This is a genomic window from Chromobacterium sp. (assembly GCF_041912965.1).
GTDB lineage: Bacteria > Pseudomonadota > Gammaproteobacteria > Burkholderiales > Chromobacteriaceae > Chromobacterium > Chromobacterium aquaticum.
In genome coordinates, this window is sequence record NZ_JAYSGF010000007.1 from 68,560 (window position 1) to 87,278 (window position 18,719).

An 18,719-nucleotide genomic window follows, 5' to 3' on the forward strand; every position below is an offset into this window, starting at 1 on the left:
TTGGCAGTGGCTCAAAGCCGGCAGCGCGTGCGGAGAACCGGCTCAGAATGTTCAGCCGCCGACCTGCTCCGCAGGTGCTGGTTTCGCCTTGGCGCGCGAGGCTGGGGGCGGGCTCATTATGCGGAGCGGTTTGGGTGTTTTCATTAAAATGCAATTGACAATCATTCTCAATAAAAATATCGTAACCGCAAATTGAAGCGCCCGCATGGCGGGTCGGGACGGAGAATGACGATGTATTCGGAAAGCAGCGGCAGTATGGACGATGCACCCAATGGTACGCAGGCGATGGAGCCGGCTGGTTTGCGGCGTTTGCCCTCGCCGCGGGAGTTGATGGCCGACGCGGCGCCGGACCAGGAGGCGCGCGGCGTGGTGGCGCGCGGCCGCCGGCTGGCGCAGACGGCGGTGAACGGAGCGGGCGGGCAGCGCTTGTTGCTGCTGCGCCTGCCTTTGAACGCCTTGCTGGAGCAGGCGCAGCGGTTGGGCGCCTGGTTGGCGCGGGAAAGCGGCTGGGGCGTGCTGGCGCAAGCCTGGGCCGAGCCGGCGCCGGCCTGGGGTCGGCAGGCCTTGCTGGAGCGGCGGCGCGCCTATCTGCACTGCCTGGCGGCGGGCGTGCCGGTGGCGCATGAATTGGTGCAGCCCAATGCGATGGCTTATCTGGGCGATCTGGTCAGCGCCGCGTGCTTGCCGCCGACGGTGATAGAGAGCCAGATCCATCGTGAGCTGGCCTCGGCGCTGCCGTGCCCGGTGCTGTTGGAGTTGGGCGGCGACAAGCGCCAGATCGGGCGCGATGCGCGCCAGGCGGTAGCCGCCAGCCATCGCTTCCCCATGTTGCTCGGCGACGGGCGGGTGGGCTTGGTGGAAAGCGCGGGCAATCCGGATGGCGCCTTGCTGCTGGCGCCGGGCATGGCGGGGGACGAAGCGCCGCATCTGCTGGTGCTGGACGAGACGGCGGGCGGCGCCGACGCTTGGCATCCGGCCTGCGGCGGCCTGGTGCTGACGGCAAGCAGCGTGGCGGCGGCGCAGCAGCGCTTTGAGCGCTGGCGCGAGGCGGAGCGGCTGGACGCGATCGCCTGAGCCGCCTGCCGCTTAAACCGTGCTGCTCAGGCAATCGCGCCCGCTGCCCTTGGCATGATAGAGGGCTTCGTCCGCCCGCGCGTAGCAGGCGGCGATATCGTCGTCCCGGCGCAGCGTGGTGAGACCGATGGAACAGCTGTAGCCCAGCTCCGGCTTGGCGGCCAGCGGCCGATCGGCGCGTACTGCGGCCAGCACTCGGCCGCAGCGCGCCTCGGCGTCGGCCAGCATGGTGTGCGGCAGCAGAATCATGAATTCCTCGCCGCCCAGCCGGCCGAAACCGTCACGCTGGCGCAGCAGGCCGCGCACGGTGTGGACGAAGCTGCGGATGACCTGATCGCCGGCCGGGTGGCCTTCCTGATCGTTGATGCGCTTGAAGTGGTCCAGGTCCAGGATGGCGAGGCAAGCCGGCGCGTGCTGGCCGCGCTGGCGTTGCAGCAGCAGTTCCAGCAATTGCATCAGATGGGTGCGGTTGCTGATGCCCGTCATCGGGTCGGTCTGGGCGGCGCGCAGCGCGACATCACGCTCCTGGCGCAGCGCGCGCCGGTCGGCGCGCAATTCGGTGATCTCGCTGGCCTGGCACAGCATCCAGCCGTTCGCGCTCATGGTTTCACTCATCCACATCCAGCGGCCATCGCGCAAATCGGCTTCGAAAGCGCGATAGGGCAGCTTGCCGCGGCGTGAACAAGCGGAGCGCAGCCAGGTTTCGATATCGTCGGTTTCAATGCGCGCGCCTTGCCCGCGCAGGTGGTTGCGCCGCATCAGTTCGCTCCAGCTCAGGCTTTCCGTCGGTGTAAGGTCGAAGGCATGGCGGAAGGCCGGGTTGGCGTAGCGCAGTACATCATGCTGGTCGAACAGCGCGACCAGGGTCGCGCTGTCGTGCAATAAGGCAAGCATGGAAGGAAAGATGTCGTCCGTCATGGCGCTGGCCGATTCCGCCGAGTTTCTTGTCAGTATCGTATCCGGCGGCCGCGCTTGCCAAGCTCGGCCGCCGTTTTCAACGCCGCGTCGCCGACGCGTGGAGGCTTCTCACAGCAGGGCGAAGGCCGCGATGCCGACCAGCGCGCCGGTGGTGCCGAGTATGGTTTCCATCAATGACCAGGTTTTCAGTGTCTGAGCCTCGTTGGCGCCGGTGAATTTGCCAAACAGCCAGAAGCCGGAATCGTTGACGTGGCTGAGCACGATGGAGCCGCCGGCGATGCAGATGGATAGCGCCGCCAATTGCGCGCCGGACAGGCCCATGGTCTCGATGGCCGGCAGCACCAGGCCCACCGTGGTCAGGCAGGCGACGGTGGCCGAGCCCTGTATCACCCGCACCGCGGCCGCCAGCGCGAAGCAGGCGACGGCGATGGGCAGGCCGGCGCCGATCAGCGCGCCGCCCAGCGCCGGCCCCACGCCGGAATCCACCAGCACCTGCTTGAACACGCCGCCGGCGCCGGTCACCAATAGGATGATGCCGGCCGGCTGCAGGGCTGCGTTGCAAATCTGCATGATCTGGTCCTTGCTCATGCCGCGCGGCAGCGCCAGTCCGTAGATCGCGATCAGGCAGGCGGCGAGGATGGCGCTAAAGGGGTGGCCGATGAATTGCAGCCAGTGCTGGGCGGCGGAGCCGGGCGCGGCCAGGTGGCTGCCCAGGGTCTTGCAGGCGACCATGGCCAGCGGAAACAGCACCAGCGCCAGGCTGAAGCCGAAGGAGGGCATGCGCGCCGGGTCCAGCGTCGGGCGGCTGATTTCCTCCGGCAGGGTCAGCGACACGTGGCGGCTGATGAAGCCGCCGAACAGCGGGCCGGCCAGCAGCATGCCGGGAATCGCCGCCGCCAGCCCTATGAGGATCATCCAGCCGAAATCCGCCTGCATCTGCGAAGCCAGCAGCATAGGGGTGGGTCCAGGCAGCAGGAAGGCCGCCGCCGCCGCCACGCCGGCGAACAAGGGCACGGCCAGCTTGACCACATTGTCGCCGGTGCGGCGCGCCACCGCGAACACCACGCCGATCAGCAGCACGATGGCGACGTCGAAGAACAGCGGCAGCGCGCAGATCAGGCCGGCCACGCCCAGCGCGTAATGCGCGCGCCGTTCGCCGAAGCGGTTCAGCAGCCGGTCGGCGATCTGGTCCAGCGCGCCGGTTTCATGCAGGATCTTGCCGAACATCGCACCCAGCGCCACCACCACGGCGAGAAAGCCCAGCGTGCCGGCCATGCCCTTTTGCATGGTGTCGGCGATTTTCTCCACCGGCATGCCGGAGGCCAGGCCGGCGCCTATCGACACCAGCATCAGCGCGACGAAGGCATGCATGCGCGCCTTCATCACCAGCAACAGCAGTAAGCAGACCGAGCCTAGCGCGGTCAATACCAGCAGCAAGGTCTGCATATCAGTTGTCCTGTCGAGATTGGATCCATTGGACGGCGCTGGCGGCCACCTCGTCCAGCGGCCGGCTGATGTCCAGCGCATGGACATCGCCTTCGTCTGAGCCGGGTTCTTCCAGCGCGGCGAACTGGGACGCCAGCATGTCGGCTTTCTGGAAATGTCCTTGCCGCGTCCGCAGTCTTTGCAGAATCAGTTCGAAATCGCCTTTCAGATACAGAAAGGACAGCTGCGGATTGCCGGCGCGCAGCTGGTCGCGGTACTGCCGCTTCAGCGCGGAGCAGACGATGATGGACAGCGGGTTGCTGCGCTGCATGGCGTAGGCGGCGTCGCTGAGCGCGGCCAGCCAGGGATGGCGGTCGGCGTCATCCAGCGGCACGCCGGCGGCCATCTTGTCGATATTGGCGCGCGGGTGCAGGAAATCGCCGTCCAGCACGGCGCATGGCAGGCAATGCGCCAGCCGCGCGGCCAGCGCGGACTTGCCGCAGCCGGAAACGCCCATCAAAACATAAACACGATGTGGAATGGAACTCATGACGCCGCTCCAGGTTTGTTGCTGTGTTGAGGATTATCTATTTGTTACCGGTAACATCTAGCGTGCTGACAATATGTAGGCTTTCGCTGCGGCGGGCAAGCGTTTTGATGCCCGGCCTTGATCCAGCGCCGGGCTGTCGTTTTAAGTCATTGATGGAGTGGACGGTTTTGGCCGGCGCGGCTGTTGCATTCCGGCCCGCGCCTAGATGCTGCCGCCCTGGCGCAGCGTGTAGCCCAGGTCCACTACCGCATCGGCGTAACGCTGGCCGTGGATGCGGCCGAGCAGGCGCTGCGCGGCCAGCCGGCCTATGGCTTCGCGCGGGGTGACCACGCTGGCGAGCACGGGGTGCAGCGCGTCGCCGATGTCCAGCGCGTTGAAGCCGGCCACCGCCAGCCGTTGCGGCACGGCCAGCTGCATCGCCTGGGCCGCCAGCAGCGCGCCGGCGGCGATGTCGTCATTGGTGCAGAACACGCCATCCAGGTCCGGCGCCTGTTCCAGCGCCTGGCGCAGCATCTCGCCCCCCAACTGGAAGCTGGAATGCTGCTCGGTCTGGATCTCCAGCGGCTCCAGGCCAGCCTGCTCCATCGCCGCGCGATAGCCAGCCGCGCGCAAGCGGGTGCGGCGGTCCAGGCGGGCGGCAAGATAGGCGATGCGTCGCTTGCCGCGCTCTATCATCAGCCGCGTCATGTCCTCCGCCGCGGCCTGGTGGTCCAGGCCCACCGCCAGGTCCACCGGCGTTGCCGGCAATTCCATCACCTCCACCACCGGGATCGCGGCCACTTGCAGCATGCGCAAGGTGCGTTCCGAATGAAGGGTCTCGCACAGGATCAGCCCGTCCACCTGGAAGGACAGCAGTTGCTCCACCTGTCGGGTTTCCTGCTCGATGTCGTAGCAGTAATGGCCGTACAGGGTGTGGTAGTCGGCGTCGCGCGTCACCGCTTCTATGCCGTGGACCAGGCTGGAAAACACCTGGTTGGACATGGATGGCAGCAGCACGCCAATGGCGCGGCTCTTGGCGCGGGCCAGCAGATCGGGCACCCGGTTGGGGATGTAGCCCAATTGCTCCATCGCGTGGGCGATGCGCTGGCCGGTGGCGTCGGAGACTTGATTGGCGTCGCGCAGATAGCGGCTGACCGTCATCTTGGAGGTGCCGACCTTGTCGGCTATGTCCTGCAACGACGGGCGGCGCGGCTTATCGCTCATGGCGCGGGCCGGTGGTTTCCGGGGGCGGGATCAAACGGTTCATGCTGGCATCGGCTCCTGTGGCGGCGTTGCAAGGCAATCCGCGATTGTAGACCGATTTTCGCCGAGACAGCTATGGCCAGAGGATGGGAATAGCGACACAATCCAGTTTTTTGGCATAAAACGGCGAGCGGCCGCGTCGTCGCCCGCCATTCATGCCTGACTTGGCCGCGCTTAATCGGCGGCAAGGCCCAGCAGCCGACGTAGATTGTCCATCACTTGCAGGCGCCTGGCGTGCTCCTGCTGGTAGTCGCGCTCGGCGGCGGCGATATCGGCCGCGCAGTGCGGACAACAGGTCTCGTCCGGGTGGATGTATTGTTGGCACTGTCGGCACAGCGCCAGCTTGGCCGGCGGCCGGCCCTCGCGCGGCGCGGTCTTGCCCTTGTTTTTCCAGGTCAGCGCAATGACCTGGCCGCTGCGGCTGATGCGGCTGACTTCCTGGCCGCTGGCGATGTCCTCGGTGATCAGGTCGAAGCGGCCGACGGCGAAGGAGGCCGGCGCCGCGTCCTGCAGCTTGACGATGCGCTCGCGCAAGCCCTGTTTTTCCAATTCCAGCGCGCGGTAGTGGCAGTAGGGGTTGTTGCCGGGCTTGCCCAGCAGCGAATGCGAGGTCCAGGTGCAGCCGCCGCGGCAGATATCGTTGTAATAGCAGCCGCGGCAATAGCCCCACAAATCGTCCACCGAGCGCAGCCGGCCAAAGTGGATGCCCTCGCTGTGATGCCAGATATCGTCCAGGCTCATGTCGCGTACATTGCCGCCGGCAAAGCCGACGGTGGCCAGCGACGGACAGCCCTTGACGGTGCCGTCGGCCTCCAGCGCCAGCACGGTCTGGCCGGCGGCGCAGCCGCTCCAGTGCACGCGCTCGTCGCCGAAGCCGCGCCACAGCCGCTCGTACGGGCCGTAGTAGCCGATATTATTGCCCACATTCATCAGCAGGCCGCGATCCACGCCTTCGCGGTACAGCCGCGCCAGCAAGGGCATCAGTTCCAGCAATTGGTAGGGCTGCAGCAGCAATTCATCGTGATCCACTGCATTGCCCATCGCCACCGTCAGCTGGATCTGCCAATGGGTGGCGCCCAGCTCGATGATCTGATCCATCAGCGCCGGCAGGTCCGGCATGGTGGCGGCGCCGATCTGGGTGTTGACGCTGACGGCGAGGCCGGCGGCCTTGGCGCGGCGCAAGGCGTCCACCGCCTTGTCGAAGGCGCCCGGCACATTGCGCACCTTGTCGTGCAAGGGCGCTAGCCCGTCCAGCGACACGCCTACGCCGTTGAGGCCGGCGTCTATCGCCTGCTGCAGCCGGGCAGGGTTCAGGTTGCGGCCTCCGGTCTGGATCGCGCAATACATGCCGTGGCCGCGGATGGCGCGGATCAACTGGGTCCAGTCCTTGCGCAGATAGGCTTCACCGCCGATCAGGGTGATCTCGCGGGTGCCCAGCGCCGCCAGCGCGTCTATCACCTGCAGGCATTCGGCGGTGGACAGCTCATTGGGGCGGCGGTGGCCGGCGCGCGAGCCGCAATGCAGGCATTTCAGGTCACAGGCCAGCGTGATTTCCCAAACCACGTGCACCGGGACATAGCGCTTGAAGTCTTCGTCGTCCAGATAGCGGGCCGGGCGGACGGCGGGGCTGTCGTCTAGCATGAGCGGGTCCTTGAGAAAGGGCGAGGAGCGTCCGCTGGACGCCCCTGGACTTAGCGTGCGACGCCGTTCAATGCCGGCCTTCGAGGCGGGCGATTTCGGCATGCAGCTGTTTCAGCGCGGCTTCGATATTGTCGTGCTGCTTCAACTGCTCTTCCGCCTGGCCGGCCAGCGACTTCATCTGCGCCAGATTGTCGCTGCTGCGCGACTGCTGCAGCGCGGCGGCGTATAGCGGGATGGGATGGGGGTAGGGCTTGCTGCCGGAACGCGGCTCCGGATGCACGGCTGGCGCCTCGGTGACGATGGCGTGAGCGACGGTGTGCCAGGCATCCTGATAGAAGAAGCGATAGCTGGCGTTGCCGTCTTGCCAGTCCTGATCGAGTATCCCTTGCAGATGGAAGGTTTCCGCGATCTGGCTATTGGGCGAGCTGGGGCTGCCGTCCAGCGACAGCACGATGTGATGCTCGGCGGACGGGTCCAGCTTGGCCTGGCTGTAATGGCCCCAGACATTGGCCTGGAACTGCAAGGGCGGGCTGACGCTCTGGGTGATGCTGGCGTGGCCGCTGACCTTTTTCTGCGGCGTGTCGACCAGCAAATCCAGGGTCAGGACCGGCGCGCCCAGCACCGGTTGGGAAACGATGTAACGGACATGGAACAATCCTGTTGCTGACATGGAGCACTCCTTGACGAATGGAAACGAATCGGCGCGCGCGCCTGCTTATTTGCGGTCCAGCTTGGCGATTTCAGCCTTCAGCGCATCCAGCTCCTTGCGCAGTTGCGGCTGGGCGTCCAGTTGCTGTCTGGCGTAAGCGGCCAGCGTTTTCATGTGGGCCAGATCGCCGCTGGCGATGGCGCTTTGGATGGGCACGCCATACAAGGCCATGATGGGTGGGTTGGGCAGAATCACCGGGCCGGGTTCCAGCGGCAGCGGGAAATAGCGCGATTTCAGTTCTGGATTGAGTTTGGCGGGCACATTGTCCACCTCCACCCACGCGGAGCCGTTGAAATAGCTGTAATTGGCGATGCCTTGCTTCCAGTCGTGGTTCAGCACCAGGTGCAGCTTGAAGTTGGGCGTATTGCCGCTGTGCCCTTGGGCGGTGATCAGGATGCGGCCCTCGCTGGGCGGCATCACGGTCAGATAGGTGTAATCGCCGTGGACGTGGGAGTGCACGTTCAGCGCTGGATGAGTGCTGTGATTGACGATGTGGGCGCTGCCGGTCACCGAGTGCTTGGGCGGCGCCACCAGCAGGTTCAAGAGCAGCGTCGGAGCACCTTCCAGATTGGTGCCGATGAGGTAGCTGACGGGGAACAATCCGATTTCAGTCTGCGTATTGCCTGACATAAGACCTCCAAGACAAGAATGAGGGATGCCTCGGGCGGCGCGGCGCTCAGCGCCGTTCCAGACGAGTGATTTCCAGCTTCAGTTGTTCGACTGCTGCGTGCAGATCGCCGTATTGGTGCAAATGCTGCTCGCCTTGCTCCAGCAAGGTTTTCATCTGCGCCAGATTGCCTTCGGCGATCGCTTGATGGATGGCCACGCCATAGGGCAGCGTTTGATGCGTGGGAAGATGGCTCATGGTGTTCACTTCCTTGCGCTGAGTGGGTTGGGGAGGGCGGGCGGCCAGGGGCGGCCATCCGCGGCAGCGGCTGCCGGCGGCGCGGCAGTGCTTATCGGTGTAGCAGTTGGGGGTGGGGGTGTGCTGGCCTAAATGGTGGTTTTTATGAAAAACAAATACTTAAGTGGAAATGCTGAGCCGGGTTGAATGGTGTTGGGAGCCGGGCTTGAAAAGCGAAATGCCCATGCGCAGCATGGGCATTCTGAAGTAGCGCATTACCATGCCGCGCCTGACACGCGGCGGAGCGTAAACATGTTCTCAGAAGCGGGAGGAAGCCCTGGCCAGATAAAACCACTCCTGGCCGGCCGGCGCCTTGGGATTGGGGAACACGATGCGTCCGTCGTCCAGCGCCGTCACCGGGCTGCCATCGGCACGCCAGCCTATCAGTTCGTCCTTGCTCACCGCGTCGAAGCTGGCCCAGTCGCGGGCGAAGCGGTCGGCCTCGTCCAGCTTGTCCACCACCTCGTACAGGCTGAGCGCCTCCAGAGGCCCGGCCGCGGGCGGCGGCGCGTCCAGCATGCCCAGATGGGCCAGGGTGTTGACGATGGCCTGGTAGGCGACGAGCGGCGCGGCCGGGTCGTCGTGCTGGCCGCATTCCAGCGTCAGCGCCCAGCCACCTTGCTGACGCATGTATTCGGTGGTGCCCACGCCGTAGCGGGGGTCGTCGTCCGGCACCGGCTGCCGCGCGTCGCCGGCCGGGCGCCGGCGGCGCCGCTCCACGCCCAGCGCGTAAGTGGACAGCCAGCCGTCCGCCGCGCGGCCCACGCCCAGCCGCTGCGCCAGCGCCTCTTCCTCTGCCGAGTGCGCGAACGGTTCCAACTCGCCGGCATTGTCGCGCGGGCCGAGAAATACGAAGGGCTGGCCCTGGGACTGGAAAGAGTGTAGATCCAGCAGCACCTCATGCTCGGACAGCAAGGGGCATAGCCAGTTGGCGACATGGTCCTCGAAATCGGCAGGCTTGGCGCAGGGCGCGAGCTTGCGGTTCAGATTGCGCTCGCCGCCGCGCTGCTTCAGCCGGAAAGCCAGCGGGTTGCTCACCGGGACCAGGGTCAGTCGGCCGGAGCGCAAGGCCAGCGCGCCTTGTTCCAGCTCTGCCATCACGCGGCGGATCGCCAGCGTGCCGCAGTGCTCATTACCGTGCACTGCGCCGGTGACGATCAGGCTCGGGCCGGGGCGCGGCGCCTGATAGCGGTGGCTGGCGAAGCATTGTGGCCAGCTAGGGTCTATTTCAGCCATACGTTCTCGAAGTCGAAAGAGCCGTTGGGATTCATCACGAAATCTTGCACATTATTGCGCAGCGGGATGTAGATGCGCGAATGCGCCATGGTGATCCATGGCCGTTCGCGCTTGAAGATTTCCTGCGCCTGCAGATAATACTGCGCGCGCCGGCTCTGTTCGCTGGTTTGGCGGCCAAGCTGCAGCAGCTTGTCGAATTCCGGATTGCAGAAACGCTGGCCGCCCTTGCTGACGCTGCAGGACAGCGTGTTCCACAGGAAATCGTCGGGATCGCCGGAATTGCTGGTCAGACCGGACATATAGACATCGTGTTCGCCGGCGGCGGCGCGTTTCAGGTATTCGCCCCATTCATAGCTCTGGATATTCGCCTTGACGCCTATCCTGGCCCAATCCTGCTGGATCATCTGCGCCATCAGCTTGCCGTTGGGATTGGTCGGGCGCTGCACCGGCAGCGCCCACAGATTGACGGTGAAGCCTTGGGGGTAGCCGGCCTGGGCCAGCAGCGCCTTGGCCTTGGCCGGGTTGTATTCGTTGTGGGTCTTGGGGTTCCAGCTCCAGGTGGACGGCGGATAGGGGTTGACCGCCTGGGTGGCGCCGCCCTTGGGGAATAGCGCCTTGAACAGAGCGTCGCGGTTGATGGCGATGTCCAGCGCCACCCTCACTTCGCGCTTGGCGAATTGCGGCCGTTTCAGGTTGTAGGCCAGGTAAGAGATATTGCTGGCGCCGGTGGAGGCGATCCGGATGTTCTTGTCGGCGCTCAAGCTGTCCAGATCGGCCTCGCGCACCGCGGCGGCCACTTGGCACTCATTGGCTTTCAATTTCTGGGTGCGCACTTGCGGATCGGTGACGATGGCGAAAATCAGGCTGCGGGTTTTCTGCGGCGCGCCCCAGTACTGAGGGTTGGCCTCGTAGCGCACGGTCGAGTCCTTGGCGTAGCTCTTGAAGCGGTAGGGGCCGGTGCCGATGGGCAGCAGATTGATCTGCTGCGGCTTGCCAGAGTTGAGCAGTTGCTGGGCGTATTCCGCCGATTGCATGCCGGCGAAACCCATCGCGAAGAAGGTCAGGAAGGTGGCGTTGCGCTCCTTGAGCCGGATCTTGACGCCATGCGCGTCCAGTTTTTGCACCGAGACGATCAATTTGCTCAGGCCATAGCCGTCCGGCCCGGTCAGAGGCGTCTTGAAGGCCTGGTTGAACGGCGCGTCGGGGCGGATCCAGCGCTCTACGGTGAAGACCACGTCATCGGCGGAGAAGTCGCGGCTGGGCTTGAAGTAATCGGTGCTATGGAATTTGACGCCGCGGCGCAGCTTGAAGGTGTACTCCAATCCGTCGGCGGAAACGCTCCAGCTTTCCGCCAGCCCCGGCCGCAACGCCACGCCGCCGCGCTTGAATTCGGTCAGGCCCTGGAAGATGGGCTTGGCGATATTGTAAGTGGACGCGGTATCCCACATTGCCGGGTCGAAGCCTTCCGGCGCCGCCTCGGCGCAGAACACCAGCGGCTTGGCCGCCTGCGCGGCGGCGGGCAAGGCTAAGGCCAACAACAGGGAGAGGGGGAGGCTTGAACTTGTCATTTACGCTATCCTGAGTTCTTGTTCGCGGCGAGTGAATTGTCCGTCAGTTGCGCTTGCCGGTCCATGGGCTAGGCCGCCTGGCCGGTTTGCACGAGACGCGACGACCGGTGGCGGCGCGAGAGGATGGGGCATGAACGGGGATAGAGTACTGATCATAGGCGGCGGCGTGATCGGCTTGTGCGGCGCGTGGCGGCTGGCGCGCGCCGGCTGGCCGGTGACCTTGCTGGAGCGCCATGATCAGGTGGCGGCCGGGGCCAGTCACGCCAACGGCGGTCAACTGAGCTATAGCTATGTCGCGCCGCTGGCCGACGCCGGGGTGCCGGCCAAGGCCTTGGCCTGGCTATGGGATCGGGACGCGCCGATGCGTTTGCGCCTGCGTTGCGATCCGGCGCAATGGCTGTGGCTGTGGCGCTTCCTGCTGGCTTGCAGCGACCGCGCCAACCGCGCCGGCACCGCTAGCCTATGGCGCTTGGCGCAAGCAAGTCACCTGGCGCTGGACGCGCTGCGCGCCGATGGGCTGGATGGCTTCGCCTGGCGGCGCAATGGCAAGCTGGTGTTGTTTCGCAGCGCCGCGGCGTTGGAGCGCGCGCGCAGTGGCGTGGAGCGTCTGCGCGCCTTGGGCGCGCGCCAGCAGTTGCTGGATGCGCACGCCTGCCTGGCGCTGGAGCCCGCCTTGGCCGGCTTCGACGGCGCGCTGGCCGGCGGCGTGCATACTCCGGATGAGGAAGTGGCGGATTGCCGCCTGTTTTGCCAGGCCATGCAGCGGCGGATACGCGAGGAGGGCTTGGATGTAGAGTTTCGCTTTGGCCAGGAGGTCTGCGGCTTCGAGCTGGCCCAGGGGCGGATAAGCCGGGTTTTATTGTCCGGCGAGGCGTTGTCTTGCCGGCATCTGGTGTTGGCCGCCGGTATCGGCGGCGCGGGGCTGGCGCGCAAACTGGGCCTGCGGCTGCCGCTGTATCCATTGAAGGGCTATAGCTTGGACATGCCGGCGGGCGCGGCGCAGCCCAGTCTCAGCGTCACCGATTTCGAGCGCAAGACACTGTACGCGCCGATAGGCGGACGCTTGCGGGTGGCTGCCATCGCGGACTTGGTTGGCTACGAGGAGCGTCCGGACCCGGTGCGCTTGGCTGGCTTGCGGCGGCAGTTGGCGCGCGATTGGCCGCAAGCGGGGAGACTGGAACAGGCGGAGGAGTGGGCGGGGCTGCGGCCGGCAACGCCGGACGGCCTGCCCTTGATTGGCCGCGCACGCGGCGGTCCGGCCAATCTTTGGCTGAACCTGGGTCACGGCGCACTGGGTTTTACGCTGGCGCTGGGCAGCGCTGAACAACTGGCCCAGGCCATGGCGGCGAGAGAAGGCGGAGGAGAGTGATGATGAGCGCGGTAATCCGCATGGAAGAGTTGGCGGCGCATCCGGAGTATCTGTCGATAGCCGATATCGACGGCGTGCGGCTGGATTTGCGCTATGCCTGCGCCAACAATTTCGTTGGGCGCAATCTGTACGGCGACGCGGCGCCGGCCTTGCTGCACCGTCGCGCCGCCGAGCAACTGTCCCAGGCGGCGCGGGCGCTGAGCCTGCAGCGGCCGGGGTACCGGCTGCGGGTGTTCGACGCGCTACGCCCGGGGCGGGTGCAGCGGGTGCTGTGGGATATCGTCAAGGACACGCCGCAGCGCATTTATGTGGCCGATCCGGCGCGCGGCTCGATTCACAGCTTCGGCATGGCGGTGGACCTGAGCGTGGAGGACGCGGAGGGGCGCGAGCTGGACATGGGCACCGGGTTCGACGACTTCACCGAACTGGCCCAGCCGCAGCGCGAGCCGGAGCTGACGCGGACCGGGCGGCTGAGCGCGGCGCAGCTGGACAATCGCCTGTTGCTGCGCGGCTGCATGCTGGAGGCCGGCTTTTACGGCATCGCCACCGAGTGGTGGCATTTCGAGGCGGCGGAGCGCAACTGGGTGCGCGCCCATATGCTGCTGATCGAGTAGACGGATCCGCGCTAATGCCGCCGCGCTGGCGGCTTTATACCCGGCAGGCATTTAGCAAACCGCGAATTTTCAGGCAATATGGCCGTTGGCCTTATCCTTAGCGCCTGTTCACGATCTCGCGAGCTAAGGCGAGACAAGGCCATGCGGCTGAGAAAGCGGAGTGTACACATGGTACATGAGCATTTCGAGGACGGCTTCAACGCCGTATCGCCGACGCGCAGCAGATCGTGAACAGGTTCTTCGAAGCACCCGCAGAGAAACATCAATGGCATCCGACAATACCGAACAAGCCTGTTGGCACCCGGAAACCCAGGCAATCCGCGGCGGCCGTGAAATCAGCGAATATCGCGAACACAGCCAAAGCCTGCATCTGACTTCCAGCTTCACTTATGATTCGGCGGAACAGGCCGCCGCCATGTTCCTGGGCGAACTGGACGGTTACACCTATTCCCGTTTCACCAATCCCACCGTTGCCGCCTTTCAGCAGCGGCTGGCGCTGATGGAGGACGGCGAGCGCGCGATCGCCACCGCCACCGGCATGGCGGCGATACAAGCCATCATGATGAGCTTGCTCAAGGCCGGCGATCACATCCTGTCCTCGCAAAGCCTGTTCGGTTCCACCACCAATCTATTCGCCGGCCTGTTGGCCAAGTTCGGGGTGGAAACCACCTTTGTCGACGCCACCGATCTGCAAGCCTGGCGCGATGCGTTGCGGCCGAGTACCCGGCTGTTGTTCCTGGAGACACCGTCCAATCCGCTGACCGAAATCGCGGACATCGCCGCCATTGCCGACATTGCCCATCAACACGGCGCCTTGCTGGTGGTGGACAACAGCTTCTGTTCCCCGGCCTTGCAGCGGCCGCTGCGCCTGGGCGCCGATCTGGTAATGCATTCGGCCACCAAATACCTGGACGGCCACGGCCGGGTAATGGGCGGCGCGGTGGTGGGCAGCGACGCGCTGATCGAACAGATCTATTTGCATGTGCGCACCGCTGGGCCGACGCTGGCGCCGTTCAATGCCTGGACCCTGCTCTCCGGCATGGAAACCCTGCATCTGCGGATGGAAAAGCACAGCGCCAACGCGCTGGAGTTGGCGCGCTGGTTGGAGGCGCAGCCGGCGGTGGAGCGGGTGTTCTACCCGGGTCTGGCCAGTCATCCGCAGCATGAGCTGGCGCTGCGCCAGCAAAGCGGCGGCGGCGCGGTGGTGTCCTTCGTGGTCAAGGGGGGCAGGGCCGAGGCTTGGCGCGTGGTGGATCGGGTGCAGCTGATTTCGCGCACCGCCAACCTGGGCGACGTCAAGTCCACCATTACGCATCCCGCGTCCACCACCCACGCCCGCATCACGCCGGAAGCCAGGTCCAAGGCTGGCATCGTCGAAGGCCTGTTGCGGGTGGCGGTGGGCCTGGAGCATGTCGAGGATCTGAAGCGGGATTTGGCGCGCGGCCTTGACTAAAAGCTTTCAACATGTGTTTCATTCAAACGGCAGTCTAAAATACGGACTGCCGCTTTTGTTGCCGCCCTGAGAGTTTGGCCCGAGCGCCGTCGAGACATGTCTTGACATTCGTCAAATTAAAACGTAAGTTTGAAACGCTTGTTCGAAAGCTGAAATGAGCAAGACCATAAAACCAGCAAATACAAAAAAGGCACTGGAGAACATGGAAGCAAGCCGCCCCGATACCTCCACCCGCATTCTTGACGTTGCAGAACGCTTGTTTGTGGAGCACGGTTTCGAAGCGACCTCGCTGCGCATGATCACCCAGCAAGCCGAGGTAAACCTGGCCGCGGTGAATTATCACTTCGGCTCCAAGGACGCGTTGTTCGAGTCCGTGTTCATGCGCAGGCTGGCACCGCTGATTGCGGACTGCCTGGCGGAACTGGACAAGCTGGAGGCGGAGGCCTCGGAGGAGAAACTAGCAGTGGAAGGCCTGGTGCTGTCGTTCATACGGCCCTGTCTGTCACTGTCCAAGGACCCGTCGCGCGGCGGGGCGATGTTCGTGCGCCTGTTGTCGCGCACACTGGTGGAAAACCACCGCCTGTTGCGCGAAACCATCTCCCAGCAGTACAGCGTGTTCGTCCAGCGGTATAGCCGCGCGTTTCAGCGCGCCTTGCCTATGCTGGACACGGAGCAACTGGCCTGGAGAATGCATCTTGCATTCAGCGTCATGTTCAACGCCTTCGCCGGCAATGATGTGCTGAAGATTTTCACGCGCAGTCAGATCGTCAGCGCGCGCGATCCGGACATGATAGTCAAATACCTCGTGCCCTTTGTGATGGCTGGCTTGGTCGCGCCCATGGAAGGCTGATTCCGGAGCGCAGGGCAGGGCGGGGCAATCATCGCCGCGTCCCTTGCTGTTGCCGCCGGAACGGAAGGGTCAACACGAGGGTAAAACAAAATGATATCTGCCGTTGTTCTGGTCGTGCTGCTGGGCGCGCTGGCGTATTTCCGCGCGCCTGTTCTGGGCTGGACCGTGGGGCTGGCCGCCTGGCTAGCCGCGCTCCAGTTCGCCTTCCATTGCCCGCTGCCGCCGGCTGCTTGGGTTGTTTTTGCGGTGATCGCCGCCGTTCTCAATCTTCCGCCGCTGCGCCGCGCCGTGTTCACCGGCCCAGTATTCGGCGTGTTCAAGAAAATCACGCCGGCGATGTCCCAGACCGAGCAGGAGGCCATCAACGCCGGCACGGTATGGTGGGATCGCGACCTGTTCTCCGGCAAACCGGACTGGAACCGACTGCTGTCCTTTCCCGATCCCAAGCTGACGCCGGAGGAACAGGCCTTCATCGACGGTCCCACCGAGCAGCTGTGCGCGATGATTGACGATTGGAAGATCACCCACGAGCTGAAGGATCTGCCGCCGGAAGTGTGGCAGTTCATCAAGGACAACGGCTTCCTGGGCATGATCGTCAAGAAGCAGTACGGCGGCCTGGAATTCTCCAACTATGCTCACGCCAAGGTGGTGACCAAGATCGCCACCCGCGGCGGCACCGCCGCGGTATCGGTGATGGTGCCCAATTCCCTGGGCCCGGGCGAATTGCTGCAGCATTACGGCACCGAGGCGCAGAAGGATTATTATCTGCCGCGCCTGGCCAAGGGTCAGGAGATCCCGTGCTTCGCGCTGACCAGCCCCTACGCGGGCTCGGACGCCGGCAGCATTCCCGACTACGGCATCGTCTGCCGCGGTTCCTACACCCATCCGCGCACCGGCGAGCGTTTCGACGACGTGCTCGGCCTGCGCGTCAGCTGGGAAAAGCGCTGGATCACGCTGGCCCCGGTGGCCACCATCCTGGGCCTGGCGTTCAAGATGTACGACCCCGAGCATCTGCTGGGCGATAAAGAGGACCTGGGCATCACCTGCGCGCTGGTGCCAACCGAGCACGAAGGCGTGGCCATCGGCCGTCGCCATTTCCCGGGCGGCGCCGCCTTCATGAACGGCCCGACCTGGGGCAAGGACGTGTTCATTCCGCTGGACTGGATCATCGGCGGCCGCGAATTCGCCGGCCAGGGCTGGCGCATGTTGGTCGAATGCCTGTCGGTGGGCCGTTGCATCTCCCTGCCGGCGATGTCGGTGGCTTCCGGCAAGATGAGCACCTTCGTCACCGGCGCCTATGCGCGCATCCGCGATCAGTTTGGTCTGCCCATCGGCAAGTTCGAGGGCGTGGACGAGGCGATGGCGCGCATCGGCGGCTACACCTATCAGATGGAAGCGTCGCAAGACCTGGCGCTGACCGGTCTCGACAATGGTGAAAAACCGTCGGTGCTGTCCGCCATCCTCAAGTACCACAATACCGAGCGCATGCGCAAAGCCATCAACGACGCGATGGACATCCATGGCGGCAAGGCGGTGGTGCTGGGTCCGCGCAACTATCTGGCTCGCGCCTATCAGGCGATTCCGATCGGCATCACCGTGGAAGGCGCCAACATCCTGACCCGTTCGATGATCATCTACGGTCAGGGCGCGATCCGCTGCCATCCCTTCGTGCTGCGCGAGATGAAGGCGGCGATGACCAATGACGGCAAGGAATTCGACGCCGCCATCACCGGCCACATCAACTTCGTGATCAGCAATGTGGTGCGTTCGCTGTGGCTGGGCCTGAGCGGCGCCCGTTTCGTCGGCGCGCCGCGCGGCGGCGAGGTGGGTGTCTACTATCGCCGGCTGACCCGTTTCTCCAGCGCCTTCGCCTTGCTGTCCGATATGGCGATGTTCAGCCTGGGCGGCAGCCTGAAATTCCGCGAGAAGCTGTCCGCGCGTCTGGGCGACATGCTGTCCGGCCTCTATATCGCCTCGGCTTGCCTGAAGCGCTTCGAGCGCGACGGCGCGCCCAAGGAAGACCTGGCGCTGTTGCAATGGTCGGTGGAAAACGCCTTGTACGATGTGCAGCAGGCGATGGACGGCTTCCTGGCCAACCTGCCCAGCCGCATGCTGGCGGCAGTGCTGCGCAAGCTGATCTTCCCGTGGGGCCTGACGCTGAAGCCGGCGTCCGACCGTGTCGGCACCAAGATCGCCCGCGCGATGATGGAGCCCGGCGCCACCCGCGAGCGGCTGACCCGCGGCATGTATCTGCCCAAGGAGGAAAGCGATGCGGTGGGCGTGCTGGCGCACGCGTTGGAAGCGGTGTTGGCGACCGAGCCGCTGGAGCAGAAGTTGCGCAAACTGGCGCGCGACGGCCAATTCAAGACCGTGACCGCGCGCGAGCGTCTGGCGGAAGCCTTGCAGGGCGGCGTGTTGAGCCAGGCCGAATTCGACGCCGTCAGCCGCGCGCGCAAGCTCAAGCGCGACGTGATCATGGTGGACGATTTCGACAAGATGCTGGAACAGCACGACGATAAGCTGTTGCAACGCTTGATCTTCTGAGCCTAGAGGGTAAGATTTGCCGGGAGCGATCCCGGCATTTCAGCCAAGCGGCCGTTGCGGCGGCCGCTTGGCTGAAATGCCGCCAAGTCGCAGGCGCCGAGCGGCGCATAATAACAAAGGAGCAAGCATGGACCGCCCTGAAGTCCGGATCCCGACGCTGCGCGTGCGCGCGCTGCCCACCAGCACCAATGCTTACGGCCGGGTCCAGGCCGGCTGGCTGATGAACCAGATCGACATGGCCGGCAGCCTGGATGCCGAACGCCTGTCTCGCGGGCCGGTGACCACGGTGGCGGTGAACACCTTCCAGTTCGCCGCGCCCATCCTGCTGGGCGATGTGGTGGATCTTTATGTCGAGAGGCTGAGGATAGGCCAGAAATCCATCACCCTGAAAATCACGGTCGAGGCGGAGCGCATCGATGGCTCGCACGAGGCGATCACCGAGGTGGTGGCCACCTATGTGGCCGTTGATTGCGATGGAAAATCGCGACTTTTGGGCGATATTTAGCGCATTTCAGTGCTTTTTTGCGTGCTTGTTGCAGAAATGTCTCATTAAACGTTTGTTTGGAACAAACACTCCAAAACCTTGGTGGAATTGCTCTAATTCTCTGGTAGCATCAAATAT

17 protein-coding genes are annotated in these 18,719 nt (G+C 64.7%); 7 read left to right on the plus strand and 10 right to left on the minus strand.

Translation table 11 applies throughout. The features are described from left to right. Positions 1-255 precede the first annotated feature (255 nt). Positions 256-1,074, plus strand: coding sequence for a hypothetical protein (locus ACE3QM_RS05550; RefSeq protein ID WP_374420809.1), 819 nt, complete (start codon positions 256-258; stop codon positions 1,072-1,074). Between the two features lie 12 nt (positions 1,075-1,086). Here ACE3QM_RS05550 and ACE3QM_RS05555 read toward each other — a convergent pair whose 3' ends face one another. The 10 genes from ACE3QM_RS05555 to ACE3QM_RS05600 form a co-directional block, all read right to left on the minus strand. Further along, positions 1,087-1,968: a GGDEF domain-containing protein gene (locus ACE3QM_RS05555; RefSeq protein ID WP_048410678.1), complete on the minus strand. Its 882-nt coding sequence runs from the start codon at positions 1,966-1,968 to the stop codon at positions 1,087-1,089. A 132-nt stretch (positions 1,969-2,100) separates the two neighbouring features. Then, entirely contained in the window at positions 2,101-3,438 is a 1,338-nt protein-coding gene (gene gntU / locus ACE3QM_RS05560; RefSeq protein WP_231462320.1) for a gluconate transporter, read from the minus strand. Between the two features lies 1 nt (position 3,439). After that, a complete protein-coding gene (gene gntK, locus ACE3QM_RS05565; RefSeq protein WP_048410626.1) occupies positions 3,440-3,967 on the minus strand; it encodes a gluconokinase in 528 nt (175 codons plus the stop codon). Between the two features lie 201 nt (positions 3,968-4,168). Next, on the minus strand, positions 4,169-5,170 hold the full coding sequence (locus tag ACE3QM_RS05570; protein WP_048410625.1) for a substrate-binding domain-containing protein: 1,002 nt from the start codon (positions 5,168-5,170) through the stop codon (positions 4,169-4,171). A gap of 213 nt (positions 5,171-5,383) precedes the next feature. Beyond that, positions 5,384-6,850, minus strand: coding sequence for a GDL motif peptide-associated radical SAM/SPASM maturase (locus ACE3QM_RS05575; RefSeq protein WP_231462325.1), 1,467 nt, complete (start codon positions 6,848-6,850; stop codon positions 5,384-5,386). Between the two features lie 67 nt (positions 6,851-6,917). Then, on the minus strand, positions 6,918-7,520 hold the full coding sequence (locus tag ACE3QM_RS05580) for a DUF1842 domain-containing protein (RefSeq protein WP_048410623.1): 603 nt from the start codon (positions 7,518-7,520) through the stop codon (positions 6,918-6,920). Positions 7,521-7,565: 45 nt separating this feature from the next. Beyond that, on the minus strand, positions 7,566-8,189 hold the full coding sequence (locus ACE3QM_RS05585; protein ID WP_048410622.1) for a DUF1842 domain-containing protein: 624 nt from the start codon (positions 8,187-8,189) through the stop codon (positions 7,566-7,568). Between the two features lie 46 nt (positions 8,190-8,235). Then, positions 8,236-8,424: a DUF1843 domain-containing protein gene (locus tag ACE3QM_RS05590; RefSeq protein WP_048410621.1), complete on the minus strand. Its 189-nt coding sequence runs from the start codon at positions 8,422-8,424 to the stop codon at positions 8,236-8,238. 297 nt (positions 8,425-8,721) lie between these two features. Then, entirely contained in the window at positions 8,722-9,699 is a 978-nt protein-coding gene (locus ACE3QM_RS05595; protein ID WP_374420814.1) for a succinylglutamate desuccinylase/aspartoacylase family protein, read from the minus strand. Next, positions 9,687-11,267, minus strand: a complete 1,581-nt coding sequence (locus tag ACE3QM_RS05600; RefSeq protein ID WP_374420816.1) for an ABC transporter substrate-binding protein — start codon at positions 11,265-11,267, stop codon at positions 9,687-9,689. Before ACE3QM_RS05600 ends, ACE3QM_RS05595 begins: the two co-directional genes overlap by 13 nt. 130 nt (positions 11,268-11,397) lie before the next feature. On the opposite strand from ACE3QM_RS05600, the gene ACE3QM_RS05605 reads away from it, so the two are divergent. The 6 genes from ACE3QM_RS05605 to ACE3QM_RS05630 all read left to right on the plus strand — a co-directional run bounded on the left by ACE3QM_RS05605 (position 11,398) and on the right by ACE3QM_RS05630 (position 18,602). Continuing rightward, on the plus strand, positions 11,398-12,636 hold the full coding sequence (locus tag ACE3QM_RS05605) for a D-amino acid dehydrogenase (protein ID WP_374420818.1): 1,239 nt from the start codon (positions 11,398-11,400) through the stop codon (positions 12,634-12,636). 2 nt (positions 12,637-12,638) lie between these two features. Then, a complete protein-coding gene (locus ACE3QM_RS05610; RefSeq protein WP_048410618.1) occupies positions 12,639-13,250 on the plus strand; it encodes a M15 family metallopeptidase in 612 nt (203 codons plus the stop codon). A gap of 265 nt (positions 13,251-13,515) precedes the next feature. Continuing rightward, positions 13,516-14,703: an O-succinylhomoserine sulfhydrylase gene (locus ACE3QM_RS05615; RefSeq protein WP_048410617.1), complete on the plus strand. Its 1,188-nt coding sequence runs from the start codon at positions 13,516-13,518 to the stop codon at positions 14,701-14,703. Between the two features lie 202 nt (positions 14,704-14,905). Further along, entirely contained in the window at positions 14,906-15,553 is a 648-nt protein-coding gene (locus ACE3QM_RS05620; RefSeq protein ID WP_048410616.1) for a TetR/AcrR family transcriptional regulator, read from the plus strand. A gap of 90 nt (positions 15,554-15,643) precedes the next feature. After that, the gene (locus ACE3QM_RS05625; protein ID WP_374420821.1) at positions 15,644-18,097 is read left to right on the plus strand and encodes an acyl-CoA dehydrogenase; all 2,454 of its coding nucleotides are present in this window, start codon (positions 15,644-15,646) and stop codon (positions 18,095-18,097) included. A 127-nt stretch (positions 18,098-18,224) separates the two neighbouring features. Continuing rightward, positions 18,225-18,602 (plus strand): acyl-CoA thioesterase, encoded by a 378-nt coding sequence (locus tag ACE3QM_RS05630; RefSeq protein ID WP_019102937.1) that lies wholly within the window; start codon positions 18,225-18,227, stop codon positions 18,600-18,602. The last annotated feature ends 117 nt before the right edge of the window (positions 18,603-18,719 follow it).

Bases quoted from the DNA above. Each gene is read 5' to 3' on its own strand.
- ACE3QM_RS05630 (WP_019102937.1), top strand. From the start codon at position 18,225: ATGGACCGCCCTGAAGTCCGGATCCCGACGCTGCGCGTGCGCGCGCTG.
- ACE3QM_RS05590 (WP_048410621.1), bottom strand. From the start codon at position 8,424: ATGAGCCATCTTCCCACGCATCAAACGCTGCCCTATGGCGTGGCCATC.
- ACE3QM_RS05620 (WP_048410616.1), top strand. From the start codon at position 14,906: ATGGAAGCAAGCCGCCCCGATACCTCCACCCGCATTCTTGACGTTGCA.
- ACE3QM_RS05585 (WP_048410622.1), bottom strand. From the start codon at position 8,189: ATGTCAGGCAATACGCAGACTGAAATCGGATTGTTCCCCGTCAGCTAC.
- ACE3QM_RS05555 (WP_048410678.1), bottom strand. From the start codon at position 1,968: ATGCTTGCCTTATTGCACGACAGCGCGACCCTGGTCGCGCTGTTCGAC.
- gntU (WP_231462320.1), bottom strand. From the start codon at position 3,438: ATGCAGACCTTGCTGCTGGTATTGACCGCGCTAGGCTCGGTCTGCTTA.
- ACE3QM_RS05610 (WP_048410618.1), top strand. From the start codon at position 12,639: ATGAGCGCGGTAATCCGCATGGAAGAGTTGGCGGCGCATCCGGAGTAT.
- ACE3QM_RS05570 (WP_048410625.1), bottom strand. From the start codon at position 5,170: ATGAGCGATAAGCCGCGCCGCCCGTCGTTGCAGGACATAGCCGACAAG.
- ACE3QM_RS05600 (WP_374420816.1), bottom strand. From the start codon at position 11,267: ATGACAAGTTCAAGCCTCCCCCTCTCCCTGTTGTTGGCCTTAGCCTTG.
- ACE3QM_RS05580 (WP_048410623.1), bottom strand. From the start codon at position 7,520: ATGTCAGCAACAGGATTGTTCCATGTCCGTTACATCGTTTCCCAACCG.
- ACE3QM_RS05595 (WP_374420814.1), bottom strand. From the start codon at position 9,699: ATGGCTGAAATAGACCCTAGCTGGCCACAATGCTTCGCCAGCCACCGC.
- ACE3QM_RS05550 (WP_374420809.1), top strand. From the start codon at position 256: ATGGACGATGCACCCAATGGTACGCAGGCGATGGAGCCGGCTGGTTTG.
- ACE3QM_RS05625 (WP_374420821.1), top strand. From the start codon at position 15,644: ATGATATCTGCCGTTGTTCTGGTCGTGCTGCTGGGCGCGCTGGCGTAT.
- ACE3QM_RS05575 (WP_231462325.1), bottom strand. From the start codon at position 6,850: ATGCTAGACGACAGCCCCGCCGTCCGCCCGGCCCGCTATCTGGACGAC.
- ACE3QM_RS05605 (WP_374420818.1), top strand. From the start codon at position 11,398: ATGAACGGGGATAGAGTACTGATCATAGGCGGCGGCGTGATCGGCTTG.
- ACE3QM_RS05615 (WP_048410617.1), top strand. From the start codon at position 13,516: ATGGCATCCGACAATACCGAACAAGCCTGTTGGCACCCGGAAACCCAG.
- gntK (WP_048410626.1), bottom strand. From the start codon at position 3,967: ATGAGTTCCATTCCACATCGTGTTTATGTTTTGATGGGCGTTTCCGGC.